The following is a 22623-nucleotide window of genomic DNA, read 5'->3' on the forward strand; positions in this document are numbered from 1 at the left end:
AAAATGATACAAAATTTTTAAATTTTAGTTAGACCCTCATAGATTGAATACCCTATGAGCTTAACTAACTGACATTGGCCGTGAATAGTAACAATAAAACAGGAAATGGACCAGAAATTGAAAAAAACACTTTAAAAGTCAGCAGGATTTGATATAATGTACATAATATGTAATATTTTGGAGGTTAACGGATGAGTGACTTGTATTTCGAACATATTGTTAAAAGAAAGACCCCAACGCTGTTGGTAGTGGCAAAGGGTGTTATGCTGGGCATAACCGTAGCGGCATTTGTAATGGGCGTGCTGGCCTCACCGATCTTATTAATTGCCGGAGTAATTCTTGGAATTGTAGATTATTTTGTATTTCCCCGCTGGGATGTAGAGTTTGAATATTTATTTGTAAATGGTGAGATGGATGTGGACAAGATAATGTCCAAAAGTAAGAGAAAGAAGATGGGTAGTTTTGAACTCTCCAGAACGGAACTGGTAGCCCCGTACAATTCCCATGATTTCGATTCCTACCGCAGCAAACAGATGAAGACCCTGGATTTCTCAAGCGGTATTCCGGATCATAAAATATATGGAATGGTGGTGGAGGGCGATCAGGAGCTTCTGAAGATTCTGTTCGAACCCAACGATAAGATTCTTCAGGCCATGAAGAGTATGGCCCCCAGAAAAATTATAATCTAATATAGTTTCCTCCTTTTCGAAATCAGCCGTCAGAATCGGATAGATCGGAGAGGTGGAAACTTTTTTCATGGAAAGGTGCCTGATTTTCAGAGGGCCCTGCCGCAGTTCCAATCCCTGCATGCCGCAGTTCCCGCCCCAGAAAATGCAGTTGACAGACCATGGGTTTTTTGCTAGACTAGGGAACAATAACATTAAGTATAAAATTACCATATAGAAGAAAGAGAGGAAATGAAATGGGTAAAATCATTGGAGAGGGAATAACATTTGATGATGTGCTGCTGGTTCCGGCATATTCACAGGTGATTCCCAACCAGGTGGATTTGACGACAAAATTGACAAAATCCATACAGCTGAACATTCCGATTATGAGTGCGGGGATGGATACGGTGACCGAGCACCGGATGGCCATAGCGATGGCGAGACAGGGTGGTATCGGAATTATCCATAAGAACATGAGTATCCAGGATCAGGCTGAAGAAGTGGACAAGGTTAAGAGGTCTGAGAATGGGGTCATAACAGATCCCTTTTATTTATCCCCGGAACATACACTGGAGGATGCCAATGATTTGATGTCGAAGTTCAGAATATCCGGCGTGCCGATCACGGAGGGAAAGAAATTGGTCGGGATCATTACAAACCGGGATCTGAAATTCGAGACCGATTTCTCCAAAAAGATAAAAGAGTCCATGACGTCAGAGGGATTGATTACCGCCAGGGAAGGGATCACTCTGGATGAGGCGAAGAAGATCCTGGCAAAAGCCAGAAAAGAGAAACTGCCGATCGTTGACGATGATTTTAACCTGAAGGGTTTAATTACCATTAAAGATATAGAAAAACAGATCAAATATCCGCTGTCAGCGAAGGATTCCCAGGGGCGGCTGCTATGCGGAGCGGCAGTTGGCATTACCTCCAATGTGCTGGAGAGGATTGATGCGCTGGTGGAGGCCAAGGTGGATGTGGTCGTTTGTGACTCCGCCCATGGGCATTCGGAGAATGTGCTGCGTTCTGTACGGATGATCAAGGAGAAATACCCGGATCTGCAGGTGATCGCAGGAAATGTAGCTACGGGAGATGCGACCAGAGCATTGATCGAAGCCGGCGTGGACGCCGTAAAGGTCGGAATCGGTCCTGGCTCTATCTGTACTACGCGTGTGGTCGCAGGTATCGGCGTTCCTCAGATCACTGCTGTGATGGACTGCTATCAGGTGGCTAAGGAATACGGTATCCCGATTATTGCCGACGGCGGTATCAAATACTCCGGTGATCTGACGAAAGCGATCGCTGCCGGCGGCAGTGTATGCATGCTGGGCGGTATGCTGGCAGGCTGTGATGAAAGCCCCGGTACCTTTGAATTGTATCAGGGAAGGAAATATAAAGTGTATCGCGGTATGGGTTCTATTGCGGCCATGGAAAAGGGCAGTAAGGACCGTTATTTCCAGGAGGATGCCAAGAAACTGGTTCCGGAGGGCGTGGAAGGCCGTGTCGCATACAAGGGCACGGTGGAAGACACCATCTTCCAGCTGGTCGGCGGATTGAGGTCCGGTATGGGATATTGTGGCGCTGGAGATATTGAGACGCTGAAAGAATCCGGGAAATTCGTCAAGATTTCTGCAGCATCCTTGAAGGAGAGCCATCCTCATGATATTCATGTGACCAAAGAGGCCCCGAACTATAGCATAGACGAGTAAACAAAAAGCGGTGACAGACAGCAATATCAGCTTGATATATTATATATAGAAGGAAACAGTAAAAGGAAGTATGACCTGCAGCCTGTAAAGTACAGAGAAAATCTGGCTTTGGCTGCAGGTCTTTTGCTTCGATCGGTGAGTAGAGATATAGCGGGCAGTTGACGTCACAGGGAGAAACGATTGACGAATTCAGAAAAAATTAAGGAAATAGACATATTTTGCACGATGAATTTTACCGGTTTATCCGCTATAATAAAAAATAGTAACGCTCGAAAATACCTCGCTGACTATTTTTCATGCATCGCACGTAAGTGCCTAAATACAGGCACTAAGTGCTCATAGCGATAAAAAAATAGTAACAATAGAAAAGGGGAGCCGCTATGCTGCCGGAAAAAGAACTCTATAAGAAGCAGACGAGGGTGATGCTGTATGAAAACGCCCGGACAGCCAAAAAACAAAAGAAGCGCAAAGAAATGCTGCTGCATGCGCTGTCGGCTATAGCAGTGTTGGCTGTAGTTGTCACAATCATTGTGGCGGTTACGAAGTGGCTGACTCCGGTGGGAGATGCTCCTGTGACAGAAAGCCGGTCTGAAGGGAAAATGACGAAGGCAGTGACAAAGAGACCGAACCTGGATGTACAGCTGCTTACTCCAAATCCGTATTCCAGGCCTCAGACCCCTACGGATCCGATTACCGGTATTGTGATCCACTATACCGCGAATCCGGGAACTACGGCTCAGAATAACAGGGACTATTTTGAAGGCCTGAAGGATTCCGGGGAAACGAATGTCAGCAGTAATTTTGTAATTGGTATGGATGGGGAGATCATTCAGTGTGTACCCACCTCGGAGATCGCCTATGCGTCCAACGACAGGAATCATGACACGGTTTCTATCGAGTGCTGCCACCCGGATGTGGACGGGAAATTTACGGAGGCTACTTATGATTCGCTTGTTGAGCTTACCGCCTTTTTGATGGGGAAATTTGAACTGGGCATCAATGATGTGATCCGGCACTATGATGTGACGGGAAAAGATTGTCCGAAATACTTTGTCGAGGATGAGGATGCCTGGATAAAGTTTAAAAAAGATGTTGTATCTTATATAGAAGAAAATGGAGTTGTTCCAACCGCTTCACCCGCATAAAACCTATAAAAACCTTCCGTCTCCGGCAGATCCGGGACGAAAGGTTTTTTGAACTCTTATAGAAGGAATATCTAATCCAGATTCAGCTTTCTGGAAATCAGATAGTTGGAAAGCAGATAGAAAATTATGATAAAAACCAGGGTCTCTACAATACTTAATGCCATAATGCTGCGATAGTATTCAAATGTCATAGTCTGCACCGGTAATCCCTTCAGAGTCGACAGGCCGAAAACCAGCATGGAGATGACGCTGAAAATCTGGCTTATCACATAGATGACGAGATAGGCAAGAAAAGAACCTAAAACCTTGTGCTTATTCATCAGCTGGCCGATGCAAATGGATGCATAAAAGGATAAGAATAAATAAATATTAGCAATTAACATATACAGGCATAATATCAATATTGAAATCATTTCGTTTCCGCCGCCCAAAAACATGGTGGAAAAGACCGCTTTCAGTTCTGCCCAATCAGCGGCAGATATATGATTCAGCCATGGCTGATTTACCAGAAGAATAAAGATAGAAAAAATAATAAAAACACAGTCCAGTATACTCCATAACACCGCTACAATTAATTTGGAGTTCAGATGCTGGGAAGCTTTTACCGGAAGGGTATGCATCAGATATCCCTCGCTGGTAAACAGATTCTTGTAAAAGCGCATCACCAGAACCACAATCGTGATAATACCGATGGCAATGATTCCAAATATATATAACATTACCATCAAGGTTCCGACAATCGGAGCATTCTGAGGCAGCTTCAGAGCGATGGACAGCCTTCCGAGAACGGTAACCACGAGAAGTGCCAGATGTAGGGGAAACAGGATTTTAGATACAGAGATCAGGTCATATTTAATTAATTTTCCTAACATTTGAATACCTCCCGGAACAGGGTGTCCACAGATTTTCCCTGTTTGAATCTGATATCATCCACCTCGGTAGTTAACCGTATCTTACCGTTCTGAATAAACACCACATCATCCAGAATATTCTCAATATCTGAAATCAGGTGGGTGGAGATAAGGATGGTTGAATCGGTGCGGTAGTTCTGAATAATGGTCTGCAGAATATAATCTCTGGCCGCTGGGTCCACACCGCCGATGGGCTCATCCAGACAATACAGGTCCGCATCCCGGCTCATTACCAGAATCAGCTGTACTTTTTCCTTAGTCCCTTTGGACATGGTCTTTAATTTATCATGTGTGTCGATATCCAAATGATGAAGCATCTCTTTGGCACGGCTTCTGTCGAAATCCGCATAAAAATCTCCGAAGAAATCAATGATTTCGCAAACCCGCATCCAGTCGTTCAGATAAGTCCGTTCCGGCAGATAGGATACCATTTTTTTGGTCTCTACCCCGGGAGCCTTCCCGTCGATGAGTATCTCACCGGACGTGGGGGACAGAAGACCGTTGATCAGTTTGATCATCGTGGTTTTTCCGCTTCCATTGGGGCCCAGAAGTCCGACGATTCGTCCCCGTTCTATATTCAGATCGACCTCAGAAAGCGCGGCCTTGTATTCATAAACCTTGGTCAGTCCGTGGCATTCGATAATATTGCTCATGTTAACCTCCTGTGACGCGCAAGCTGCGTCCTGTTCAATTTTTTTCCTCCCCCAGTACCTGCTGAATAAATTGGAAAGTCTCTTCCTTTTTAAATCCCAGATTATTCATTTTTTCCAGAAATAATGAGATCTGCTCTTTGGCTAGTTCTTGTTTCATATTTTGTATCATTTCCCGATCCTCCGTTATAAATCTGCCGCTGGTACGCTGGGAATAGAGTAAACCGTCACGTTCCAGTTCAGATAAGGCTTTTTGCATTGTATTGGGATTGACAGAAGCCTGCGCGGCCAGTTCACGGACAGAAGGGAGTTTGTCGCCTGCGTGGTAAATGCCGGAGACAATGTCCGTTTGTATCTTTTCTATAATTTGAGCATAAATAGGGCGATCAGAATTCAGCATCCATGTCATTCTTACACCTCCTTGTGCGTGTGGATTAACTGTATTATTAACTTAATACAATAGTACATTTGAAATGAAATTTTGTCAATAGGGTTTTTGCAATTTACTGGATATGTTTGGCAAACATGTGGAAGGTGGCAAGGAAGAAAAAGGAAAAATCGTCAGAATGGGGATTGTGGAAGACAAAAGAACATATTATAATAAAGAATAGTAGCGCTCGAAAAAGCCTCGCTGACTATTTTTCATGCATCGCACGTAAGCGGCATAAAACAGCCGCAAAGTGCTCATAGCGATAAAAAATATATGTTTTAGAAAGGAGGAAGCCAGATGATTAAGGATGATTACATTCCATTTACCATCGGAAGGCAGAAGCACATCGCGCTGATCGCCCATGACAGCAAGAAGGCGGAGCTGGTAGAATGGGTGGAAGAGAATAAGGAAATCCTGAAGAACCATTTCCTGTGTGGTACGGGTACCACGGCCAGATTGATTTCAGAAAAGACGGATCTTCCGGTCAAGGGTTATAACAGCGGGCCGCTGGGCGGTGATCAGCAGATCGGTTCCAGGATTGTAGAAGGAAATATAGACTTTGTCGTATTTTTCTGGGATCCCTTGGAGTCACAGCCCCATGATCCGGATGTGAAGGCGTTGCTGCGTATCGCAGTGGTCTATGATATTCCCATTGCCAACAATCGGGCGACAGCGGATTTTATGCTGACATCCAGGTATATGAACACAGAATACGACCGCATGGTGATCAATTATAACAAAACCATCCAGGACCGTATGAATCAGTTCAAAAAATAAGAGAACTCTGTAAGCAGAAGCTTTCAGAGTTCTCTTATTTTCCAGAGTTATATTATCGGGACTGCTGTAAGATCTTGTCCAAAACTTCCGGGTCAAAGGTGCCGGAACGCAGCATTTCGATTTCATATTTGTAGGGAGGAAATACGGTCTTTTTGTCATCGGGAAGGGGGACCCAGGGCGTTTCCAGGATTTTGGGAATGTCCAAAAAATCAGAATGATGGACGATACGATGCAGCGCATCGAAACCAATCGTGCCGAACCCCAGATTTTCATGCCGGTCTTTGGCTGCACCGGCTATATTTTTACTGTCGTTAATATGAAAGACGGCAATCTGATCTTTCCCCAATACTTTATCAAACTGATCGATGACCCCTTCAAAATCATGAATAATGTCATATCCGGCATCGTTGGTGTGGCAGGTGTCGAAGCAGACCCTTAATTTATCGTTATACGTTACCCCGTCGTAGATCTGGGCCAATTCCTCAAATGTTTTACCGATCTCGGAACCTTTACCGGCCATAGTTTCCAGAGCGATCCTACACTTGGTGTCCGCGCACAGCACTTCGTTCAGTCCTTTTACGATCTGATTGATTCCAGTCTTTGTACCTGCACCTACATGAGCGCCGGGATGCAGTACCAGAATCCGGCTTCCCATGGCCTCGCTGCGGCGCAGCTCCTCGGCCAGAAAATCCACTGCCAGCTCGAAGGTTTCCGGCTTTACGGAGTTACCGAGATTAATAATATAAGGGGCGTGGATAATGATATCATCGATCCCGTGTTCCTTCATGTATTCCCAGCCGGCTCTGATATTCAGTTCCTCAACAGGCTTTCGCCTCGTGTTCTGAGGCGCTCCTGTATATACCATAAACGTATCCGATCCATAGGAAACGGCTTCTCTGGCAGAATTTAAAAACATATCCTTGCCGCTCATACTTACATGGGAACCTATTTTCAACATTCGTTTGCCTCCATACGTACATCCAGGTACTCAGTCTTTTTTTACAAATTTAGATTTGGGCTGTTTGCAGATCGGACAGACATAGGACTCCGGGAGTTCTTCAAAGGGAACCTCGCCGTCATACACATATCCGCACACACTGCACACATAGGTGGCTTTTGAACCGGCCTCCTTTTCTTCTGGAATATAGGTCGGCGCATTCTTCGGACTCTTGCCCTTCACCACTTTATGATAATAGGAATAGGTCATAGCAGGTACGTTCATAAGCAGATCCCCATCCATGATCTCAGCCAAAAACACCGTATGGGTACTGGTTTCCATGGTATCGATGATCCGGCAGGTCAGATAACCGCAGGCATCAGAGACAACAGGGAGATCATCCTTCATTACATGGTCTACGGCAGCAAACTTATCTGCATTTTTTCCGGACTGAAAACCGAAAGTGCCGATAATACCCGGATCGGATTCCTCTGAAAGGATAGACACTGCAAATGTTCCGTTTCGTTTCATACAAGAATTTGTATAATTATCGTGATTCATACTCACTGCTACGGTAGCAGGAGAAGAAGTGATCTGCATAATACTATTTGCGACACAGCCCGTAGGACGGTCTCCATCCAGAGTAGAGACAATATAGACCCCATAAGACAGATTGTGAAATACATTAACGTTCATAATACTTCCTCCTTATTTTATAATAACAGTAATCATTACTGAAATTATAACATAAACTGGAAAAATAGCAAGAAGTTTTCAAAGTTTTTAACATAAATTTTATTATACAGTATTTTATCAGATTTATGCCGGGCGATCAGCACTTTTTTATTGCTGTATCGTTAGAAATTAAAGAACCTGGTTGAAAAAAAAGGTCATTCATATTATAATCTTGAAAGATGTGGTAAATAAGGCCAAAGGGCCGTCAAAAACAAGAATTACAGGAGGAACCTATGAAAAAAATCTTAGATCTGATTACAGAAGAACTTTCGGGAGCATTTGCCGCCGGCGGATATGATGCTTCCTATGGAAAAGTGAATCTGTCCAATCGCCCGGATTTGTGCGAATATCAGTGTAATGGTGCCATGGCCGCTGCGAAAAAGTACAAAAAGGCTCCGATTCAGATCGCGGAAGATGTAGTGGGACAATTAAAAAACAGCGCTGCATTTTCGATGGTCGAAGCGGTAAAGCCCGGATTTATAAATATGAAGCTGAACGGTGAATTCCTGATCAACTATCTGAACCAGATGAGCGGGGAAAAAGACTTAGGTTTTGAGAAAACCGCCCATCCCAAGACGATCGTACTGGATTACGGCGGTCCCAATGTGGCCAAGCCTCTTCATGTAGGGCATCTGCGCTCTGCGATTATAGGAGAGAGCATCAAGAGAATCGGCCGTTTCGTGGGACATAACATGATAGGGGACGTTCACCTGGGCGACTGGGGACTTCAGATGGGACTAATCATCACCGAACTGAAGAAACGGAAACCAGGACTGGTATACTTCGATCCCTATTATTCAGGAGAGTATCCGGCGGAGCCGCCGTTTACGATTAGCGAGCTGGAAGAGATCTATCCGGCTGCCAGCGCCCGCTCGAAAGAAGACGCGGCCTATAAGGAAGAGGCTATGGAGGCTACTTACCAGCTGCAGCACGGTAATCAGGGATATATCGCCTTATGGAATCACATCCTGAATGTATCCGTATCAGATCTGAAGAAGAATTATGAAAAATTAAATGTGACCTTTGATCTCTGGAAAAAGGAATCCGATGCCCAGCCCTATATTCCGGACATGGTTCAATATATGAAAGACAACGGTTATGCCCGTATAAGTGACGGCGCGCTGGTGGTAGACGTCAAAGAGGACAGCGATACCAAGGAGATTCCGCCCTGTATGATCCTGAAATCCGACGGCGCTTCTCTTTACAATACGACAGACCTGGCCACCATTGTAGAGCGTATGAAACTGTTCCATCCCGATGAAATCTTATATATAGTAGATAAACGCCAGGACCTTTATTTCACACAGGTATTCCGCTGCGCGAAAAAAACAAAGCTGGTGGAAGCGGATACCAAACTTACGTTCCTGGGATTCGGAACCATGAACGGCAAGGACGGAAAGCCGTTTAAAACCAGAGAAGGCGGCGTGATGCGTCTGGAAGACCTGATCGGAGATATCAATAACCAGATGTTTAAAAAGATCAGCGAGAACAGAAACACAGCCGAGGACATCGACGCCCAGGAGACAGCCAGAATCATCGGACTCTCCGCGATCAAGTATGGGGATCTGTCCAATCAGGCTTCCAAGGACTACGTCTTTGATGTGGAGCGCTTTACCTCTTTTGAAGGCGACACCGGCCCGTACATTCTATATACCATAGTGCGGATCAAGTCTATTCTGAAAAAATACATGGCGCAGGGGGGAACCCTTGATAACCTCACAATCGGAGAACCCGCAAATGAGAGCGAAAAAAATCTGATGCTGTCCCTGACCGGATTCATCCAGGCGATCGAGACTGCCTATGCGGATCACGCGCCCCACAAAGTCTGCGCGTATATCTATGAACTGGCCAATGCCTTTAACTCCTTCTACCACGAAACCAAAATCCTGGGAGAAGCAGATCAGGCCAGAAAAGAAGGAATGCTGGCTTTACTGCTCCTGACCAGAAACGTACTGGAAACCTGCATCGACCTGCTGGGTTTCGAAGCCCCGGAACGCATGTAGACATTCTTAACAAAGGAAAGGAATCATCAAAATGATACCTGGAAGCAGGAAAGAACTGGCAAACCTGGTGACGGAAACCACACTGGAAGTCTATGAAGATCTGACTCCCCAGTTAATAGAGAGGCTGGAACAAGTGAAGCACAGCAAAGAGCTGAGCGAGGCACAGAAAAACGATGAGGTAATGCTGGACATGATGGGATTTGTAAAATCCTGCACCAACGAAATCATCATCGATGTTCTGGCTCAAATATTCGGGCTGGAATAAAGCCAAAGACCGACAGGAAATCTGAAAATAAAGAATAAAGAATTGAAAATAGAAGGACGCAGGCGGGAACTAAATTTATCATCCCGCGTTGCGTCCTTCATATTTAATATAAAATACAAAACATATGACCAAAAAGTAAGCGTACAAATCGATAAGGTAAGCGTACAAAACGATAAAAAATTAATTGTTGGACATTTGTTTCACATACTGCAAAGCCTTCTTCACCGGTGGAATAGACATAAGTACTATTGTCAAAAGGGCTTCAGCCCCCATATACGAAGCATTATACAGAACAGAATACACAACCGGATGCATCGTTTCAGGTGCATAAGAAGCGAAGAAAATGATACCTGACAGAGCCGAGCAGAAAAACCGGCCGAAGACGCCCACGAGATACCCCAAAAACAGGCCATGTTTCTTATTACTGAACAGCCCGGAGAGTCCCAGAACCCCAAAAGCCAGAATATAATCCAGCAGAAGCTGCGGAAGCGTCATAATATAAGGATCAATCAGCATCTGCAGCAGCCCATAAGCCACACCGGTCATCAAGCCAACCTTCACACCATACCAATAACCGATCAGACAGATAAACATCATACTGAACAAGGTAACCGAACCACCCATGGGCATATCAAACAATTTCAGCATAGAAGTAACCGTAGCCAAAGCGATCGCCAGCGCAGAAAAGACAAGCTGCTTTGTCTTAATTGCATGCTGCTGTCTTTTATTCTTACCGATCAGTCCAATAGCCGCCACCAGAATAAGCAAAACAGCAAATAAAGCCACATATCCGGCGGTAGTCAGTTCGTAGATCATGGTACCGTAGCCATCATCCACAAGATTTGCAAAAAAACTCATAAAAAAACCTCCTTCGTGTAAAAACGTACAGGAGGAGTCCACTTTGGTGCTTCCCTACGCCGGTATTAACCGGATCAGGTAATGAGGGTTCATGCATAAAATGCATTGTCTCAGCCAAATGCTCCCCTAGCCGTATATCACTATCTACGGCACTATTATAGGGACTCATTCAAGATTTGTCAATATATCATGCTAAGTTCCCGCCACCAAGTTTCCGCCACCCCTCAAAGCAAGGTATCATTTTCAAGACCAATATGGTATGATGAAAACAAATTTATTTTCGCAGAAGATAGGATTGGCTGAGGAGGAACTTTATATGTTTGATATTATTTTGTATGATTTGGACGGCACTTTGACAGATCCGAAGGAAGGAATAACGAAAAGCGTGCAGTATGCGCTGAAATATTTTGGGATTGAGGAGGAGGACCTTTCGAAGCTGGAACCCTTTATCGGTCCGCCGTTGAAAGAGCAGTTTATGGAGTATTGCGGTTTTGATGAGGATAAAGGGGAAGAAGCGGTATGGAAGTACAGAGAGCGGTTCTCAGTGAACGGGTGGAAAGAGAATAAGATATATCCCGGTGTAGCCGATATGCTGCGGAAGCTTTCCCAGGAGGGGAAAGTTCTGGCGGTGGCATCTTCCAAACCGACTCTCTTTGTGGAGAAAATATTGGATTATTTTGAGATTACCGGATATTTTACGGAGATCGTGGGCAGTGAGATGGACGGCAGCAGGACTCGGAAAAGTGAGGTGATCGGGGAGGTGTTTTGCCGGCTGCAGATCGACGAGAAGAATAAGGACAGGGTTGTGATGATCGGGGACCGGAAACATGATGTGATCGGAGCCGTGGAAGCAGGTGTGGCCTCTATTGGGGTTACCTACGGATATGGCGGTTATGAAGAACTGGCCGGAGCGCATGCGGATTGGATTGTGAATTCGGTGGAAGAGCTGACACAGCTTTTATTAAAATGAGGAGGAGCGGATGGGAAAAGAACCGGTATACGTAAGAATCTGGAAGCTGCTCTATCCGCTGGGAATCAAGTATCTGGCGGAAGTGGTGGTGACGCTCGCCGGGGCTGGTATATTCGCAGTGGCAACGCTGGCTGCAGGGGAGGATGCCGGCCGCGAATATGAGCTGGTCAGGGAATACAGCAATGTGATCCTGCTGGTTAGCAATGTATTGCTGCTCCCGGTTATGTGGATGATTTTTCGGCGGGATGAGGAGCAGGGACTGCACGAAAGGGCCATGTATGGGAAAATTTCCGGTTTCTGGGTTGTTTTGCTGGCGGTCTGCGGTTGTGTCGGATTCAATGGACTGATCGCTTTCAGCCCTCTGCCGGTCTGGTTTCCCCAGGGGAAGGAAGTCCTGAGTACTCTTTACGGAGGGAATAAATGGATTGTGCTGCTGAATGTGATCGTGGCGGCCCCGCTGGCAGAAGAGCTGTTGTTCCGGGGTATTGTGTATAGCAGATTGCGGGAATACACCGGGCGTTTTAATGGTATATTATGCAGTGCTTTTATTTTCGGATTACTGCACGGGAATGTTCTGCAGTTTGTCTATGCGTTTCTTCTGGGGCTTATTTTCGCTTACCTGTATGAGGTATATGGCTCCATTAAGGCGCCGGTGGCAGCGCACTGCACGGCAAACCTGTTTTCCGTTCTAATGACGGAGACGCCGCTTGGGCGTATTCTGGAGAATCCGGCAGTTTCTTATCTGGCTGTCGCGGCCGCATGGGTGACAGGAGCTCTGGTTTTGGTGATGATGCGTGGCAATAGAAGTAAAAAGGAAGGAGAGTGCTCTATGGCAAAAGGACGCAGGAGAATGGAAAATGACAGGCTGCTGATCGAGGTGGATGATCTGGGAGCGGAACTCACCAGGATATATGATAAATATAATAAAAGAGAAGTAATCTGGGAGGGAGATCCTGCTTATTGGAAGAGACACGCGCCTATTTTGTTTCCCTTTATTGGAAAGGTGAATGGTAATGTCTATCGCTATCATGGTAAGGAATATCCTTCCGGACAGCACGGATTTGCCCGGGATTTACCATTTGAACTGAAGGATCAGGGGCCTGATTTTGTCAGCCATACACTGGAAGCCAACGATGATACGATGATGGTCTATCCGTTTTTGTTCCGGCTGAAGGTTACGCATACTTTAAAAGGCAACCGGCTGAAGGTGGCGTGGAAGGTGACGAATTACGGGAACAGCACGATGTATTTCAGTGTTGGCGGACATCCGGCATTTCAGCTGCCTGTAGATTCGGCTTTAGGCTGCGCCGGCTGGAAGATTCGGCTGGGGGAGGGTAAGCGCCCTGTGTACCGGCTTCTGAACGCAGAGGGGTTGTGTGATATGAGTAAGACGTATCCACTGGAGCTTTCCGATGGAGTGTATACCATCGATGAGCATACCTTTGCCCGTGATGCGCTGATCTTCGAAGGGCAGCAGATTAAAAGAGCGGGGATTGAGTTCCCGGACGGTACGCCGTATGTGAATCTGATCTGCGAAGATTTTCCGTATCTGGGAATCTGGTCGGCCCAGGGGGCCCCGTTTATCTGCCTGGAGCCCTGGTTCGGCAGATGCGACGATGCTGGATTTACCGGAGAGCTGGCGGAAAAGGCAGGTATACGGAGCTTGGGGTTTGAGGAAAGCTTCCGGGCGGAATATACGATTGAGATATGCTGATGTGTGGAAAAGAATAAAATGAGAAACGCCCCGGCTATGGGGCGTTTCTTACATTTTTATGAGGGGGGAGATAGTGAGTGTGTGATCAACTATCTAAATATTATTATAAGAGGTAAATATGTTTAAAGTATGACCAGAGTATAAAAGAAAAAGAAAATTTCTAAAAGATTTCTAAAAATTAAATAAATTGATTTCAAGATCTGAATCAACTATACTAAGACTATAACATGAAATGAGGAAGTACAAAGCATGCCATTTTTAAGGACAGATAAAAAGGATCGCGTATATGATGAAAATTGCGGTAATTGATGACGATGTATATATTGGTGATATGCTGGAAGAACTGCTGCGGCGGGAAGGCTACCAGGTCCTGCGGGCGTATTCCGGCACGGAGGCACTGCTGCTCCTCACGAAAACCAGGCCGGATCTGATTCTGCTGGATCTGATGCTGCCCGGCCGAAGCGGAGAGGATGTGCTTTCGCAGATCAGAGGGATACCGGTGATCATTCTGAGCGCAAAGGCGGATGCCCAGGATAAAGTGAAGCTGCTGCTGGGAGGAGCTGTGGATTATGTTACAAAACCATTTGATACGGGAGAGCTGCTGGCGAGGATTTCGGTGCAGCTTAGGAATGCGGCGCTGTATGTGAGCCATCCGGTCCTGACCTTTGAAGATCTGACTCTCCATGTGGATACACATCAGGTTCAACACGGGGAACATATGATCAGGCTGACCAAGACGGAATATGCCATTTTAAAACTGCTGCTGCAGAATCCGGTGGTGGAGACGCCGTCGGTCTATTTGGAGTTGACTGCCCAGGAAAATATCAGGGAGCAATACCGTGTTTTGGGGCTGCCGGATTTTGCCGGGGTAACAGAGCTTCTGAAGCTGGTGGGACTATCCGATACCGGTAACAAAAAAATCAAGAATTTTTCGCTGGGTATGCGCCAGCGGCTGGGAATCGCGATTGCCCTGGCGGGAGATCCTGACTTCCTGGTGCTGGATGAGCCGGTGAACGGCCTGGATCCCCAGGGAATCATAGAGATCCGGGAACTGATCCTGAAGCTTAACCGGGAACATCAGATAACATTTCTCATCTCCAGCCATATTCTGGATGAACTTTCTAGGCTGGCTACTCATTACGGCTTCATCGACAACGGACATATGGTAAAGGAAATCAATGCGGAAGAACTGGAGGCAGCCTGCCGCAAATGTATGCGCCTGAAAGTGACGGATGCCGCCGTTCTGGCACGGGTGCTGGACCGTATGGGGCTGGAATATACGATTCTGGATGATGGGCAGGCCGATATTTTCGGCAGCGTAAATATCACTAAGCTTGCGGTCGCCCTGGAGGCGGAACATTGCGAGATCACCTCGCTTCACGAACACGACGAGTCCCTGGAGAGCTATTATGTGAGCCTGATGGGAGGTGACAGCCGTGAATAAGCTGTTAAATGCTAATTTCAGCAGGCTTTTCAAAAGCAGAATACTTTTTGTATGTGCCGGTTTTATGGCAGTCTATGCAGTTGCGGCCTGCCTGTTCTGTAATTATTACGGAATAGGAGTCGCCGTTGACATGCTGCTTCTAAGCGGTTATGGACTGGGAGGCGTGATTACGGTAGCCGGTTTTATTATGGCAGTCCTGTGCAGCATTTTCATAGGAACGGAATACAGTGACGGTACGATCCGCAATAAACTGGTTGTGGGACATGGCCGGATGCAGATCTATCTGGCTAATTTTATTACCTGTGCCCTTGCCGGTATCGTGTTGAATCTGATCTACGGTATCCTCATCTGCGCCGTCGGGATACCGATATTCGGCGGTTTTCAGATTCCGCCGGATACTCTGCTCGCTATGATTCTGGACGGATTGCTGGTCATGGTTTCCTATGCCGCTATTTTTAACCTGTTTACCATGCTGCTGGGAAACAAGACGACGGCATCCGTCATCAGCCTGATCGGTGTGGTGGTTATCATGTGTCTGTGCGCCTATCTGATCCTGCGGCTGGCGGAGCCCGAGATCACAGAACTCTACAATATGGTCGATGGGGAATATGTAGTGACCAGAGGACCAAACCCTTATTATATAGAAGGTTTTAAAAGAACCGTGAGCCAGTTTGTGATCGACCTGATGCCTTCCGGCCAGTCACTTCAACTCTCCAGAATGAGCGCACTCTATTACTGGCCGCTTTTGTTATACTCCCTGGGGGTGATCCTGGTTACGAATACGGTGGGAATTCTGGCATTTCGAAAAAAAGATCTGAAATAAAGGAGAACCTATGGATATCTGGTTATATGCCCTGTGCGGGATACTCACACTGATCATCGCGCTGCTGCTCCTCTATATCCTGCAATTGAAAAAGGCGGTAAATGAAATCTGTGAAGAGTTTGACGACAGGGTAAAAACCGATACGAATATCCTGATCGATATTTCCAGCAGCGATTCCAGTATCCGGCATCTGGCAGCAGCCATCAATCAGCAGCTGCGGCTTTTGCGCAAGGAACGCCACCGTTATCAGCACGGAGACAGGGAACTCAAAGAAGCCATCACCAACATATCCCATGATCTTCGTACTCCACTCACCGCCATCTGCGGCTACCTGGATCTTGCAAAACGGGAAGAGACAAATGAGCAGGTATCCCGTTACCTGAATATGATACAGAACCGGACCCAGGCACTGAAACAGCTGACCGAAGAGCTGTTCCGGTATTCTATCATCATGTCTGTCAGGGAGGACAATCCTGAGGAAGCGGTCAGCATAAACGCAGTCCTGGAGGAGTCCATTGCCGCTTTCTATGGAGCGTTCAGGAAGAAAAATATCGTTCCGGTGATTTCCATGCCGTCCACAGAGGTCATACGCAGCATGAACCGAAGAGCCCTGTCCAGGATTTTTGAAAACATTATCAGCAATGCGATCAAATACAGTGACAATGATCTGAGGATCACTATGGATCAAAACGGCAGTATTTCATTTACCAACACCTCAAAGGCCCTGGATTCCATATCGGCAGGGAGACTGTTCGACCGGTTTTTTACCGTTGAGAACGGACGCGGTTCAGCGGGGCTTGGGCTGTCTATCGCAAAGATCCTGACCGAACAGCTGGGAGGGAGTATTCGGGCTGTGTATGCTGGAGATCAGCTGACGATTATGTTAGATTTTGCAGTGCGGGACTGAGGTGCAGCGCAGGCCGGGTTCAGGGATTCTTTCCCGTCGGATTTGAAGTCCGCCGGGGGAAGCGTCTTTTGAATCCGGCTTTTTTGTTTTTACTTGGAATATACGGTAAACGGGTTTTCCGGGCATAAAATCGGTCTAGGAATTCTTGTTTGGGTATGGTATCCTATGTAAGGATAACACATAAAATAGTAGAAAGATGCCGGAGGCGTTTAAATGATAGAGTTAGATAAATTGTTGGAGAGGCTTGAGTACCGCTGCGAGACCGGGGTCACGGATGTCCGGGTAAGGGCGGTCCGTTATGATACCAGAGAGATTGAACCGGGAGATTTGTTTGTGTGCATTAAGGGAAACCGGGCGGACAGCCACGATCTGATCGGGGAGATTGTAAGCAGAGGCGCCAAAGTGATTGTGGCGGAACGAAAGATCCAGGTCCCGGATGGGGTTACGGTGATCCAGGTCAGGGACAGCCGCTATGCACTGGCGCTGATTTCGGCTTCTTATTTTGGTTATCCGGCTGAAAAGATGAAACTAATTGGTGTCACCGGGACGAAGGGGAAGACGACGGTGGCCTATATGCTGCGGGAAATGTTGAAAAATGCGGGGTATCAGACCGGTCTGATGGGGACGATCGTGACCGCTGTGGGAGATGAGGAGCAGGCCGCCGGGAATACGACGCCGGAATCCTATCTGATTCAGGAACTGCTGGCGAAGATGGTGGAGGCCGGCTGCGGGTATGTGATTATGGAAGTGTCGTCCCAGGGCCTGAAGCTTCAGCGGACGGCGGGGATTTTGTTCGATATCGGTATTTTTACAAATCTGGGGCCGGACCATATAGGACCGGCGGAGCATAAGGATTTCGCGGAGTACGCACAGTGTAAGAGCAGACTGTTCCGTCAGTGCCGCGTTGGTGTGGTAAACGGTGACGATGAATATCTGGATCTGATCCTGCGCGGACATACCTGTGAGGTGGTTACCTATGGAATGGGGCCGGAGAATGCGTATCTTGCATCAGATCTGGAGCTGTATCAGGAGGATGGCGCGCCTGGTATCCAGTTTCAGGTGAGCGGCCGGCTGGAATCGCGGATGAAGGTGGATATTCCGGGCAAGTTCAGTGTCTATAATGCGATGGCAGCCATCGCGGCCTGCGCGCAGCTGAAGCTGCCTGCAGATGTGATGGGCAGGGCGCTTAAGACGGTGAAGGTGAAGGGCAGAGTGGAAGTTGTTCCGGGCCCCTGGGACTTTACGGTGATGATAGATTATGCGCACAACGCGATGAGCCTTCAAAGTCTGTTGACGACACTGCGGGAGTATGAGCCCCACCGCCTGGTGTGCTTGTTCGGATGTGGGGGGAACCGCTCGAAACTGAGGCGTTATGAGATGGGGGAAATGTCAGGAAAACTTTCGGACTTTACGGTAATTACTTCAGATAATCCCAGATATGAGAAGCCGGAGGAGATTATTGCGGATATCAGGACCGGTATGGAAAAGACCGACGGCGCTTATATAGAGATTCCGGACCGCAGGGAGGCGATCGCCTGGGCATTGCGCCATGGGCAGAAGGGAGACATTCTGATTCTGGCAGGGAAGGGACATGAGGATTACCAGGAGATCTGCGGGGTGAAGTATCCGATGGACGAGCGGGTCATTATCCGGGAAATTATACAGCAGGGCGAAAGCGTGTCATAGGGAACGTGCAGCAACATGGATGTACAGCAGAGTAAATGAGGTGAGCAGGTGGCGGTTTATGCCGATGTGATAGTTGATATAACGAATGAAAAACTGGACCGGACATTCCAGTACCGGGTACCGGAAGAGATGGAGGAAAGAATCGTTCCGGGGGTGGAAGTGGAGATCCCGTTTGGCAGAGGAGACCGGCTGATCCGGGGATATGTGGTGGAGACTACGGACCGGCCGGCTTATGATCCTGTGAAGATCAAAAGCATCAAACAGATCGTTCCGGGCAGGGTTCCCATTGAGTCCAGGCTGATTGCACTGGCTGCCTGGATGAGGGAGCGCTATGGTTCCACCATGATCCAGGCGCTGAAAACGGTAATACCGATCAAAAAGGAGATAAAAGCGCAGAAAAAGCGTCTGATCCGGCTAAACCTGTCTGCAGACCAGACACAGGCCTATCTTGATGAACTGAATCGAAAACACTGTACGGCAAGGGCCCGGCTGGTGCAGGAGCTTATACATCAGCCGGAGCTCAACTATGAGCTGGTGACGAAGAAGCTGCATATTACCCCGGCGGTGATAAAGGCTCTGGAGGAACAGGGAATCCTGTGTATACAGACAGAACAGTTATACCGGAATCCGGTGCGGCCGGCAGAGCGGCAGGAGAAACGGGTAGTGTTAAATGACCAGCAGCAGGCCGTCGTTGACCAGGTAACAGAAGACTGGGGGCGCGGATTTCGGCGTACCTATCTGGTGCATGGGGTGACGGGCAGCGGTAAGACGGAAGTATATATGGAAATCATTGCCCGTGTAGTGGCCGACGGGCAGCAGGCCATCGTTCTGATTCCCGAGATCGCGCTTACATTTCAGACGGTTCTGCGTTTTTATCAAAGGTTCGGAGACCGGATATCGATTATGAATTCCAGACTGTCAGCGGGAGAGCGGTATGATCAGTTCGAGCGGGCGAAAAATAAGGAAATCAGCGTGATGATCGGTCCCAGATCCGCGCTGTTTACCCCATTTCCCAACCTGGGTGTGGTGATTATAGACGAGGAACACGAACTGACCTACAAAAGTGAAAATGTACCCCGCTATCATGCCAGGGACGTGGCCATCCACCGGGCTGAGACGGAAGGGGCTATGGTGGTGCTGGGGTCGGCGACGCCCAGTGTGGATTCCTATTATAAAGCCCTCCGGGGAGAATTTGGCTTATTCCGGCTGACGGACCGGGCAAAGAAAAATGCGCTGCCCCACGTATACGTGGAAGATCTGCGGGAAGAACTTAGAAGTGGGAACCGGTCGATCTTCAGCGCCAGGCTTCAGGAACTGCTCCAGGACCGGCTGCTGAAGAAAGAGCAGGTAATGTTGTTTCTGAACCGCAGAGGTTACGCGGGGTTTGTGTCCTGCCGTTCCTGCGGACATGTGATGAAATGCCCCCACTGTGATGTCTCATTGTCCATGCATAATCATGGCAGGCTGGTCTGCCATTACTGCGGCTATGAGGAGCCGGCGGTGAAGAAGTGCCCTGAATGCGGTTCCCCGTATATCGGCGGTTTTCGGGCCGGAACGCAGCAGATTGAGGAGCTTTTGAAAAAGCAGTATCCAGAGGCGGGAGTTCTCAGAATGGACGCGGATACGACCAGAAATAAGGACGGGCATGAAAAAATCCTGGCTGCATTTGCGAACAGGGAGGCGGATATTCTGATAGGAACACAGATGATTGTGAAGGGGCATGATTTTCCGGCGGTGACACTGGTCGGAGTGATCGCGGCGGATCTGTCGTTGTATACGGGAGATTATCTGAGCAGTGAGCGCACATTTCAGCTGCTGACGCAGGCAGCAGGGAGGGCTGGCAGAGGAGATGTGCCCGGTGAGGTTGTGATCCAGACTTACCAGCCGGAGCATTATGCGGTGGTGACGGCTGCGGCCCAGAATTATGAAGAGTTTTACCAGCAGGAGATTCTGTACCGCACGATTTCCGGCTATCCGCCGGCTGCCCATCTGCTGGCCGTGCTTTTGTCCGGGGCAGACCAGGAAGAACTCAGCCAGGCTGCCGATGTGTTGATCCAACAGGTGCCCCGGGATCTGGAGGGACTTACGGTGATCGGTCCGGCGGAACCTGCCGTGGCCAGGATTAACGATATCTATAAAAAAGTGATCTACCTAAAACATAAAAAATATGATACACTGACAGAGGTAAAAGATCATCTGGAACGGTTTGCGAAGGAGCAGCCGCTTCTTGAAAAAATAAATATGCAGTTTGATTTTAATCCAATGCATGCAGGTTAAGGAGTGAACGAAATGGCAATTCGGAAAATAAGAGTAATGGGCGATGAGGTACTTACGAAAAAGTGCCGGGAGGTCAAAGAGGTGACCCCAAGAATCCGGGAGCTTATCGATGATATGTTTGAAACCATGTATTCAGAATACGGTGTCGGACTGGCCGCCCCTCAGGTAGGGATCTTAAAGCAGATCGTGGTGATTGATGTGGACGACGATAATCCGCTGGTTATGATCAATCCAAAGATCCTGGAAACGAGCGGGGAACAGATCGGTGACGAGGGATGCTTAAGTCTGCCCGGACAGTACGGCCAGGTGACGAGGCCGGATTATGTCAAGGCTATGGCTTATGATGAAAATATGAAACCTTATGAGATAGAGGGAACCGGACTTCTGGCCCGGGCCATCTGTCATGAGACGGACCATCTGGAAGGAAAAATGTTCGTGGAGCTGGTGGAAGGGGAACTTCACGGCCCGGAAGAAGAGGAGTGAAGCGGTAATGAGAGTTGTATTTATGGGAACGCCGGATTTTGCGGTGGGAACGCTTGAAAAACTGTCGGAGGCCGGATACGAGGTGGTGGGTGTGGTCACACAGCCTGATAAGCCCAAAGGCCGAAGCAAACAGCTTTCTGCTTCCCCGGTGAAGCAGAAAGCATTGGAACTGGGCATACCGGTCTATCAGCCGGTACGGGTGCGCAATGCGGAGTGCATTGAGGAAATCCGCAAATTTCAGGCAGATGTATTCGTGGTGGCGGCGTTTGGGCAGATCCTGCCCAAAGAACTGCTGGAGATGCCAAAATTCGGCTGTGTCAACGTACATGCCTCCCTTCTGCCGGACTATCGGGGAGCGGCGCCGATCCAGTGGGCGATCATCGACGGTCAAAGCAAGACCGGCGTGACCATCATGCGGATGGATGAAGGTCTGGATACCGGGGATATGATTTTGAAACGGGAGGTTCCCATTGATAAAAAGGAAACGGGAGGCAGCCTCTTTGATAAGCTGAGTGTCGTAGGAGCCGGGCTGTGTGTGGAAGCGCTGCGTCAGCTGGAAGCCGGGACAGCGGTATTCGAAAAACAGGATGAGAGCCATACCAGTTATGCGAAAATGATGAAAAAAGAGCTGGGGAATATAGACTGGAATAAAGATGCCGCTTCCATCGAGCGTCTGATCCGGGCATTGAATCCCTGGCCCAGCGCTTATACCAACCTGGATCAGGCCGTTTTAAAAATCTGGGATGCGGAAGTATTAGATGAGACTGGCGATGGAAAACCAGGTGAAATCATAAGAATAGAAAAAGATGCGGTCTGTGTGCAGACCGGCAATGGTGTGCTTTCTATAAAAGAGGTACAGCTGGCCGGCAAAAAACGCATGGCTACAGATGCGTTCCTGAGAGGTTATCCGGTAAAAGAGCATGTAGTCCTGCCTTCCTGAAATATGAAGTGAATGCTGATCCATCCCGATTGACCTATTGGGGACATGTCCAAATCAGTCTGGGACATGTCCATTCCAGTTTGGGACATGTCCAAACGGATTGGACATGTCCCCATTCAGTTCAAATCAGAAATGTTTCCTGAAAATTCTATGAAATATTTATGAAATCCAGGATTTTAGGGTATGACTGTTGTATAATAAAAAATAGTAGCGCTCGAAAAAACCTCGCTGACTATTTTTCATGCATCGCACGTAAGGCCCAAAATACGGGCACAAGTGCTCATAGCTATA

The 22623-nt window shown here is 47.8% G+C and carries 21 protein-coding genes and 1 riboswitch; of the genes, 15 read left to right on the forward strand and 6 right to left on the reverse strand.

Annotated elements, in window-relative coordinates; translation table 11 throughout:
• The first annotated feature begins 191 nt into the window (after positions 1-191).
• The 3 genes from KTH90_RS23640 to KTH90_RS23650 all read left to right on the forward strand — a co-directional run bounded on the left by KTH90_RS23640 (position 192) and on the right by KTH90_RS23650 (position 3522).
• Positions 192-689 carry a DUF6106 family protein gene (locus tag KTH90_RS23640; protein WP_158354471.1) on the forward strand — a complete coding sequence of 166 codons (498 nt, stop codon included), beginning with the start codon at positions 192-194 and terminating at the stop codon, positions 687-689.
• 233 nt (positions 690-922) lie between these two features.
• Positions 923-2377, forward strand: coding sequence for an IMP dehydrogenase (guaB, locus tag KTH90_RS23645; RefSeq protein WP_158354473.1), 1455 nt, complete (start codon positions 923-925; stop codon positions 2375-2377).
• Positions 2378-2757: 380 nt separating this feature from the next.
• Positions 2758-3522 carry a peptidoglycan recognition protein family protein gene (locus KTH90_RS23650; RefSeq protein WP_238727548.1) on the forward strand — a complete coding sequence of 255 codons (765 nt, stop codon included), beginning with the start codon at positions 2758-2760 and terminating at the stop codon, positions 3520-3522.
• 71 nt (positions 3523-3593) lie between these two features.
• Here the strand turns inward: KTH90_RS23650 and KTH90_RS23655 are convergent, their stop codons facing one another.
• Genes KTH90_RS23655 through KTH90_RS23665 form a run of 3 tightly spaced genes read right to left on the reverse strand, consistent with a single transcriptional unit; the run spans position 3594 to position 5492 of the window.
• Complete coding sequence (locus KTH90_RS23655; RefSeq protein ID WP_158354475.1) at positions 3594-4394, reverse strand: hypothetical protein; 801 nt, start codon at positions 4392-4394, stop codon at positions 3594-3596.
• A complete protein-coding gene (locus tag KTH90_RS23660) occupies positions 4388-5086 on the reverse strand; it encodes an ABC transporter ATP-binding protein (RefSeq protein WP_158354477.1) in 699 nt (232 codons plus the stop codon). Before KTH90_RS23660 ends, KTH90_RS23655 begins: the two co-directional genes overlap by 7 nt.
• A gap of 34 nt (positions 5087-5120) precedes the next feature.
• On the reverse strand, positions 5121-5492 hold the full coding sequence (locus KTH90_RS23665; RefSeq protein ID WP_158354479.1) for a GntR family transcriptional regulator: 372 nt from the start codon (positions 5490-5492) through the stop codon (positions 5121-5123).
• Between the two features lie 318 nt (positions 5493-5810).
• On the opposite strand from KTH90_RS23665, the gene KTH90_RS23670 reads away from it, so the two are divergent.
• Complete coding sequence (locus tag KTH90_RS23670) at positions 5811-6290, forward strand: methylglyoxal synthase (RefSeq protein WP_158354481.1); 480 nt, start codon at positions 5811-5813, stop codon at positions 6288-6290.
• Between the two features lie 52 nt (positions 6291-6342).
• Here the strand turns inward: KTH90_RS23670 and KTH90_RS23675 are convergent, their stop codons facing one another.
• Positions 6343-7248 (reverse strand): deoxyribonuclease IV, encoded by a 906-nt coding sequence (locus KTH90_RS23675; protein WP_238727549.1) that lies wholly within the window; start codon positions 7246-7248, stop codon positions 6343-6345.
• Positions 7249-7278: 30 nt separating this feature from the next.
• A complete protein-coding gene (locus KTH90_RS23680; protein WP_238727550.1) occupies positions 7279-7923 on the reverse strand; it encodes a flavin reductase in 645 nt (214 codons plus the stop codon).
• Between the two features lie 272 nt (positions 7924-8195).
• Between KTH90_RS23680 and argS the strand changes: the two genes are divergently transcribed.
• Both argS and KTH90_RS23690 read left to right on the forward strand, forming a co-directional pair.
• Entirely contained in the window at positions 8196-9965 is a 1770-nt protein-coding gene (gene argS / locus KTH90_RS23685) for an arginine--tRNA ligase (RefSeq protein WP_158354485.1), read from the forward strand.
• A 31-nt stretch (positions 9966-9996) separates the two neighbouring features.
• A complete protein-coding gene (locus KTH90_RS23690) occupies positions 9997-10230 on the forward strand; it encodes a hypothetical protein (RefSeq protein WP_158354487.1) in 234 nt (77 codons plus the stop codon).
• A gap of 180 nt (positions 10231-10410) precedes the next feature.
• Here the strand turns inward: KTH90_RS23690 and thiT are convergent, their stop codons facing one another.
• Positions 10411-11088, reverse strand: a complete 678-nt coding sequence (gene thiT / locus KTH90_RS23695; protein WP_158354489.1) for an energy-coupled thiamine transporter ThiT — start codon at positions 11086-11088, stop codon at positions 10411-10413.
• Positions 11089-11122: 34 nt separating this feature from the next.
• Positions 11123-11226: riboswitch (TPP riboswitch) on the reverse strand.
• Positions 11227-11404: 178 nt separating this feature from the next.
• Between thiT and KTH90_RS23700 the strand changes: the two genes are divergently transcribed.
• The 9 genes from KTH90_RS23700 (at position 11405) to fmt (ending at position 22332) form a co-directional block, all read left to right on the forward strand.
• Positions 11405-12058, forward strand: coding sequence for an HAD hydrolase-like protein (locus tag KTH90_RS23700; protein WP_158354491.1), 654 nt, complete (start codon positions 11405-11407; stop codon positions 12056-12058).
• 10 nt (positions 12059-12068) lie between these two features.
• Complete coding sequence (locus tag KTH90_RS23705) at positions 12069-13772, forward strand: aldose epimerase family protein (protein ID WP_238727551.1); 1704 nt, start codon at positions 12069-12071, stop codon at positions 13770-13772.
• Between the two features lie 286 nt (positions 13773-14058).
• Positions 14059-15216, forward strand: coding sequence for a response regulator (locus KTH90_RS23710; protein ID WP_238727552.1), 1158 nt, complete (start codon positions 14059-14061; stop codon positions 15214-15216).
• Positions 15209-16039, forward strand: coding sequence for an ABC transporter permease subunit (locus KTH90_RS23715; protein WP_238727553.1), 831 nt, complete (start codon positions 15209-15211; stop codon positions 16037-16039). The genes KTH90_RS23710 and KTH90_RS23715 overlap by 8 nt, the downstream gene beginning before the upstream one ends.
• A gap of 10 nt (positions 16040-16049) precedes the next feature.
• Positions 16050-16946, forward strand: coding sequence for a sensor histidine kinase (locus KTH90_RS23720; protein WP_158354499.1), 897 nt, complete (start codon positions 16050-16052; stop codon positions 16944-16946).
• A 216-nt stretch (positions 16947-17162) separates the two neighbouring features.
• Complete coding sequence (locus tag KTH90_RS23725; RefSeq protein WP_238727563.1) at positions 17163-18632, forward strand: UDP-N-acetylmuramoyl-L-alanyl-D-glutamate--2,6-diaminopimelate ligase; 1470 nt, start codon at positions 17163-17165, stop codon at positions 18630-18632.
• A 66-nt stretch (positions 18633-18698) separates the two neighbouring features.
• Positions 18699-20909: a replication restart helicase PriA gene (gene priA / locus KTH90_RS23730; RefSeq protein ID WP_238727554.1), complete on the forward strand. Its 2211-nt coding sequence runs from the start codon at positions 18699-18701 to the stop codon at positions 20907-20909.
• A gap of 12 nt (positions 20910-20921) precedes the next feature.
• A complete protein-coding gene (def, locus tag KTH90_RS23735) occupies positions 20922-21392 on the forward strand; it encodes a peptide deformylase (protein WP_158354501.1) in 471 nt (156 codons plus the stop codon).
• 7 nt (positions 21393-21399) lie between these two features.
• Positions 21400-22332 (forward strand): methionyl-tRNA formyltransferase, encoded by a 933-nt coding sequence (gene fmt / locus KTH90_RS23740; protein WP_158354503.1) that lies wholly within the window; start codon positions 21400-21402, stop codon positions 22330-22332.
• Positions 22333-22623 lie beyond the last annotated feature (291 nt).

Origin of the sequence: Diplocloster modestus (genome assembly GCF_019042245.1) — a bacterium.
Lineage (GTDB): Bacteria > Bacillota > Clostridia > Lachnospirales > Lachnospiraceae > Diplocloster > Diplocloster modestus.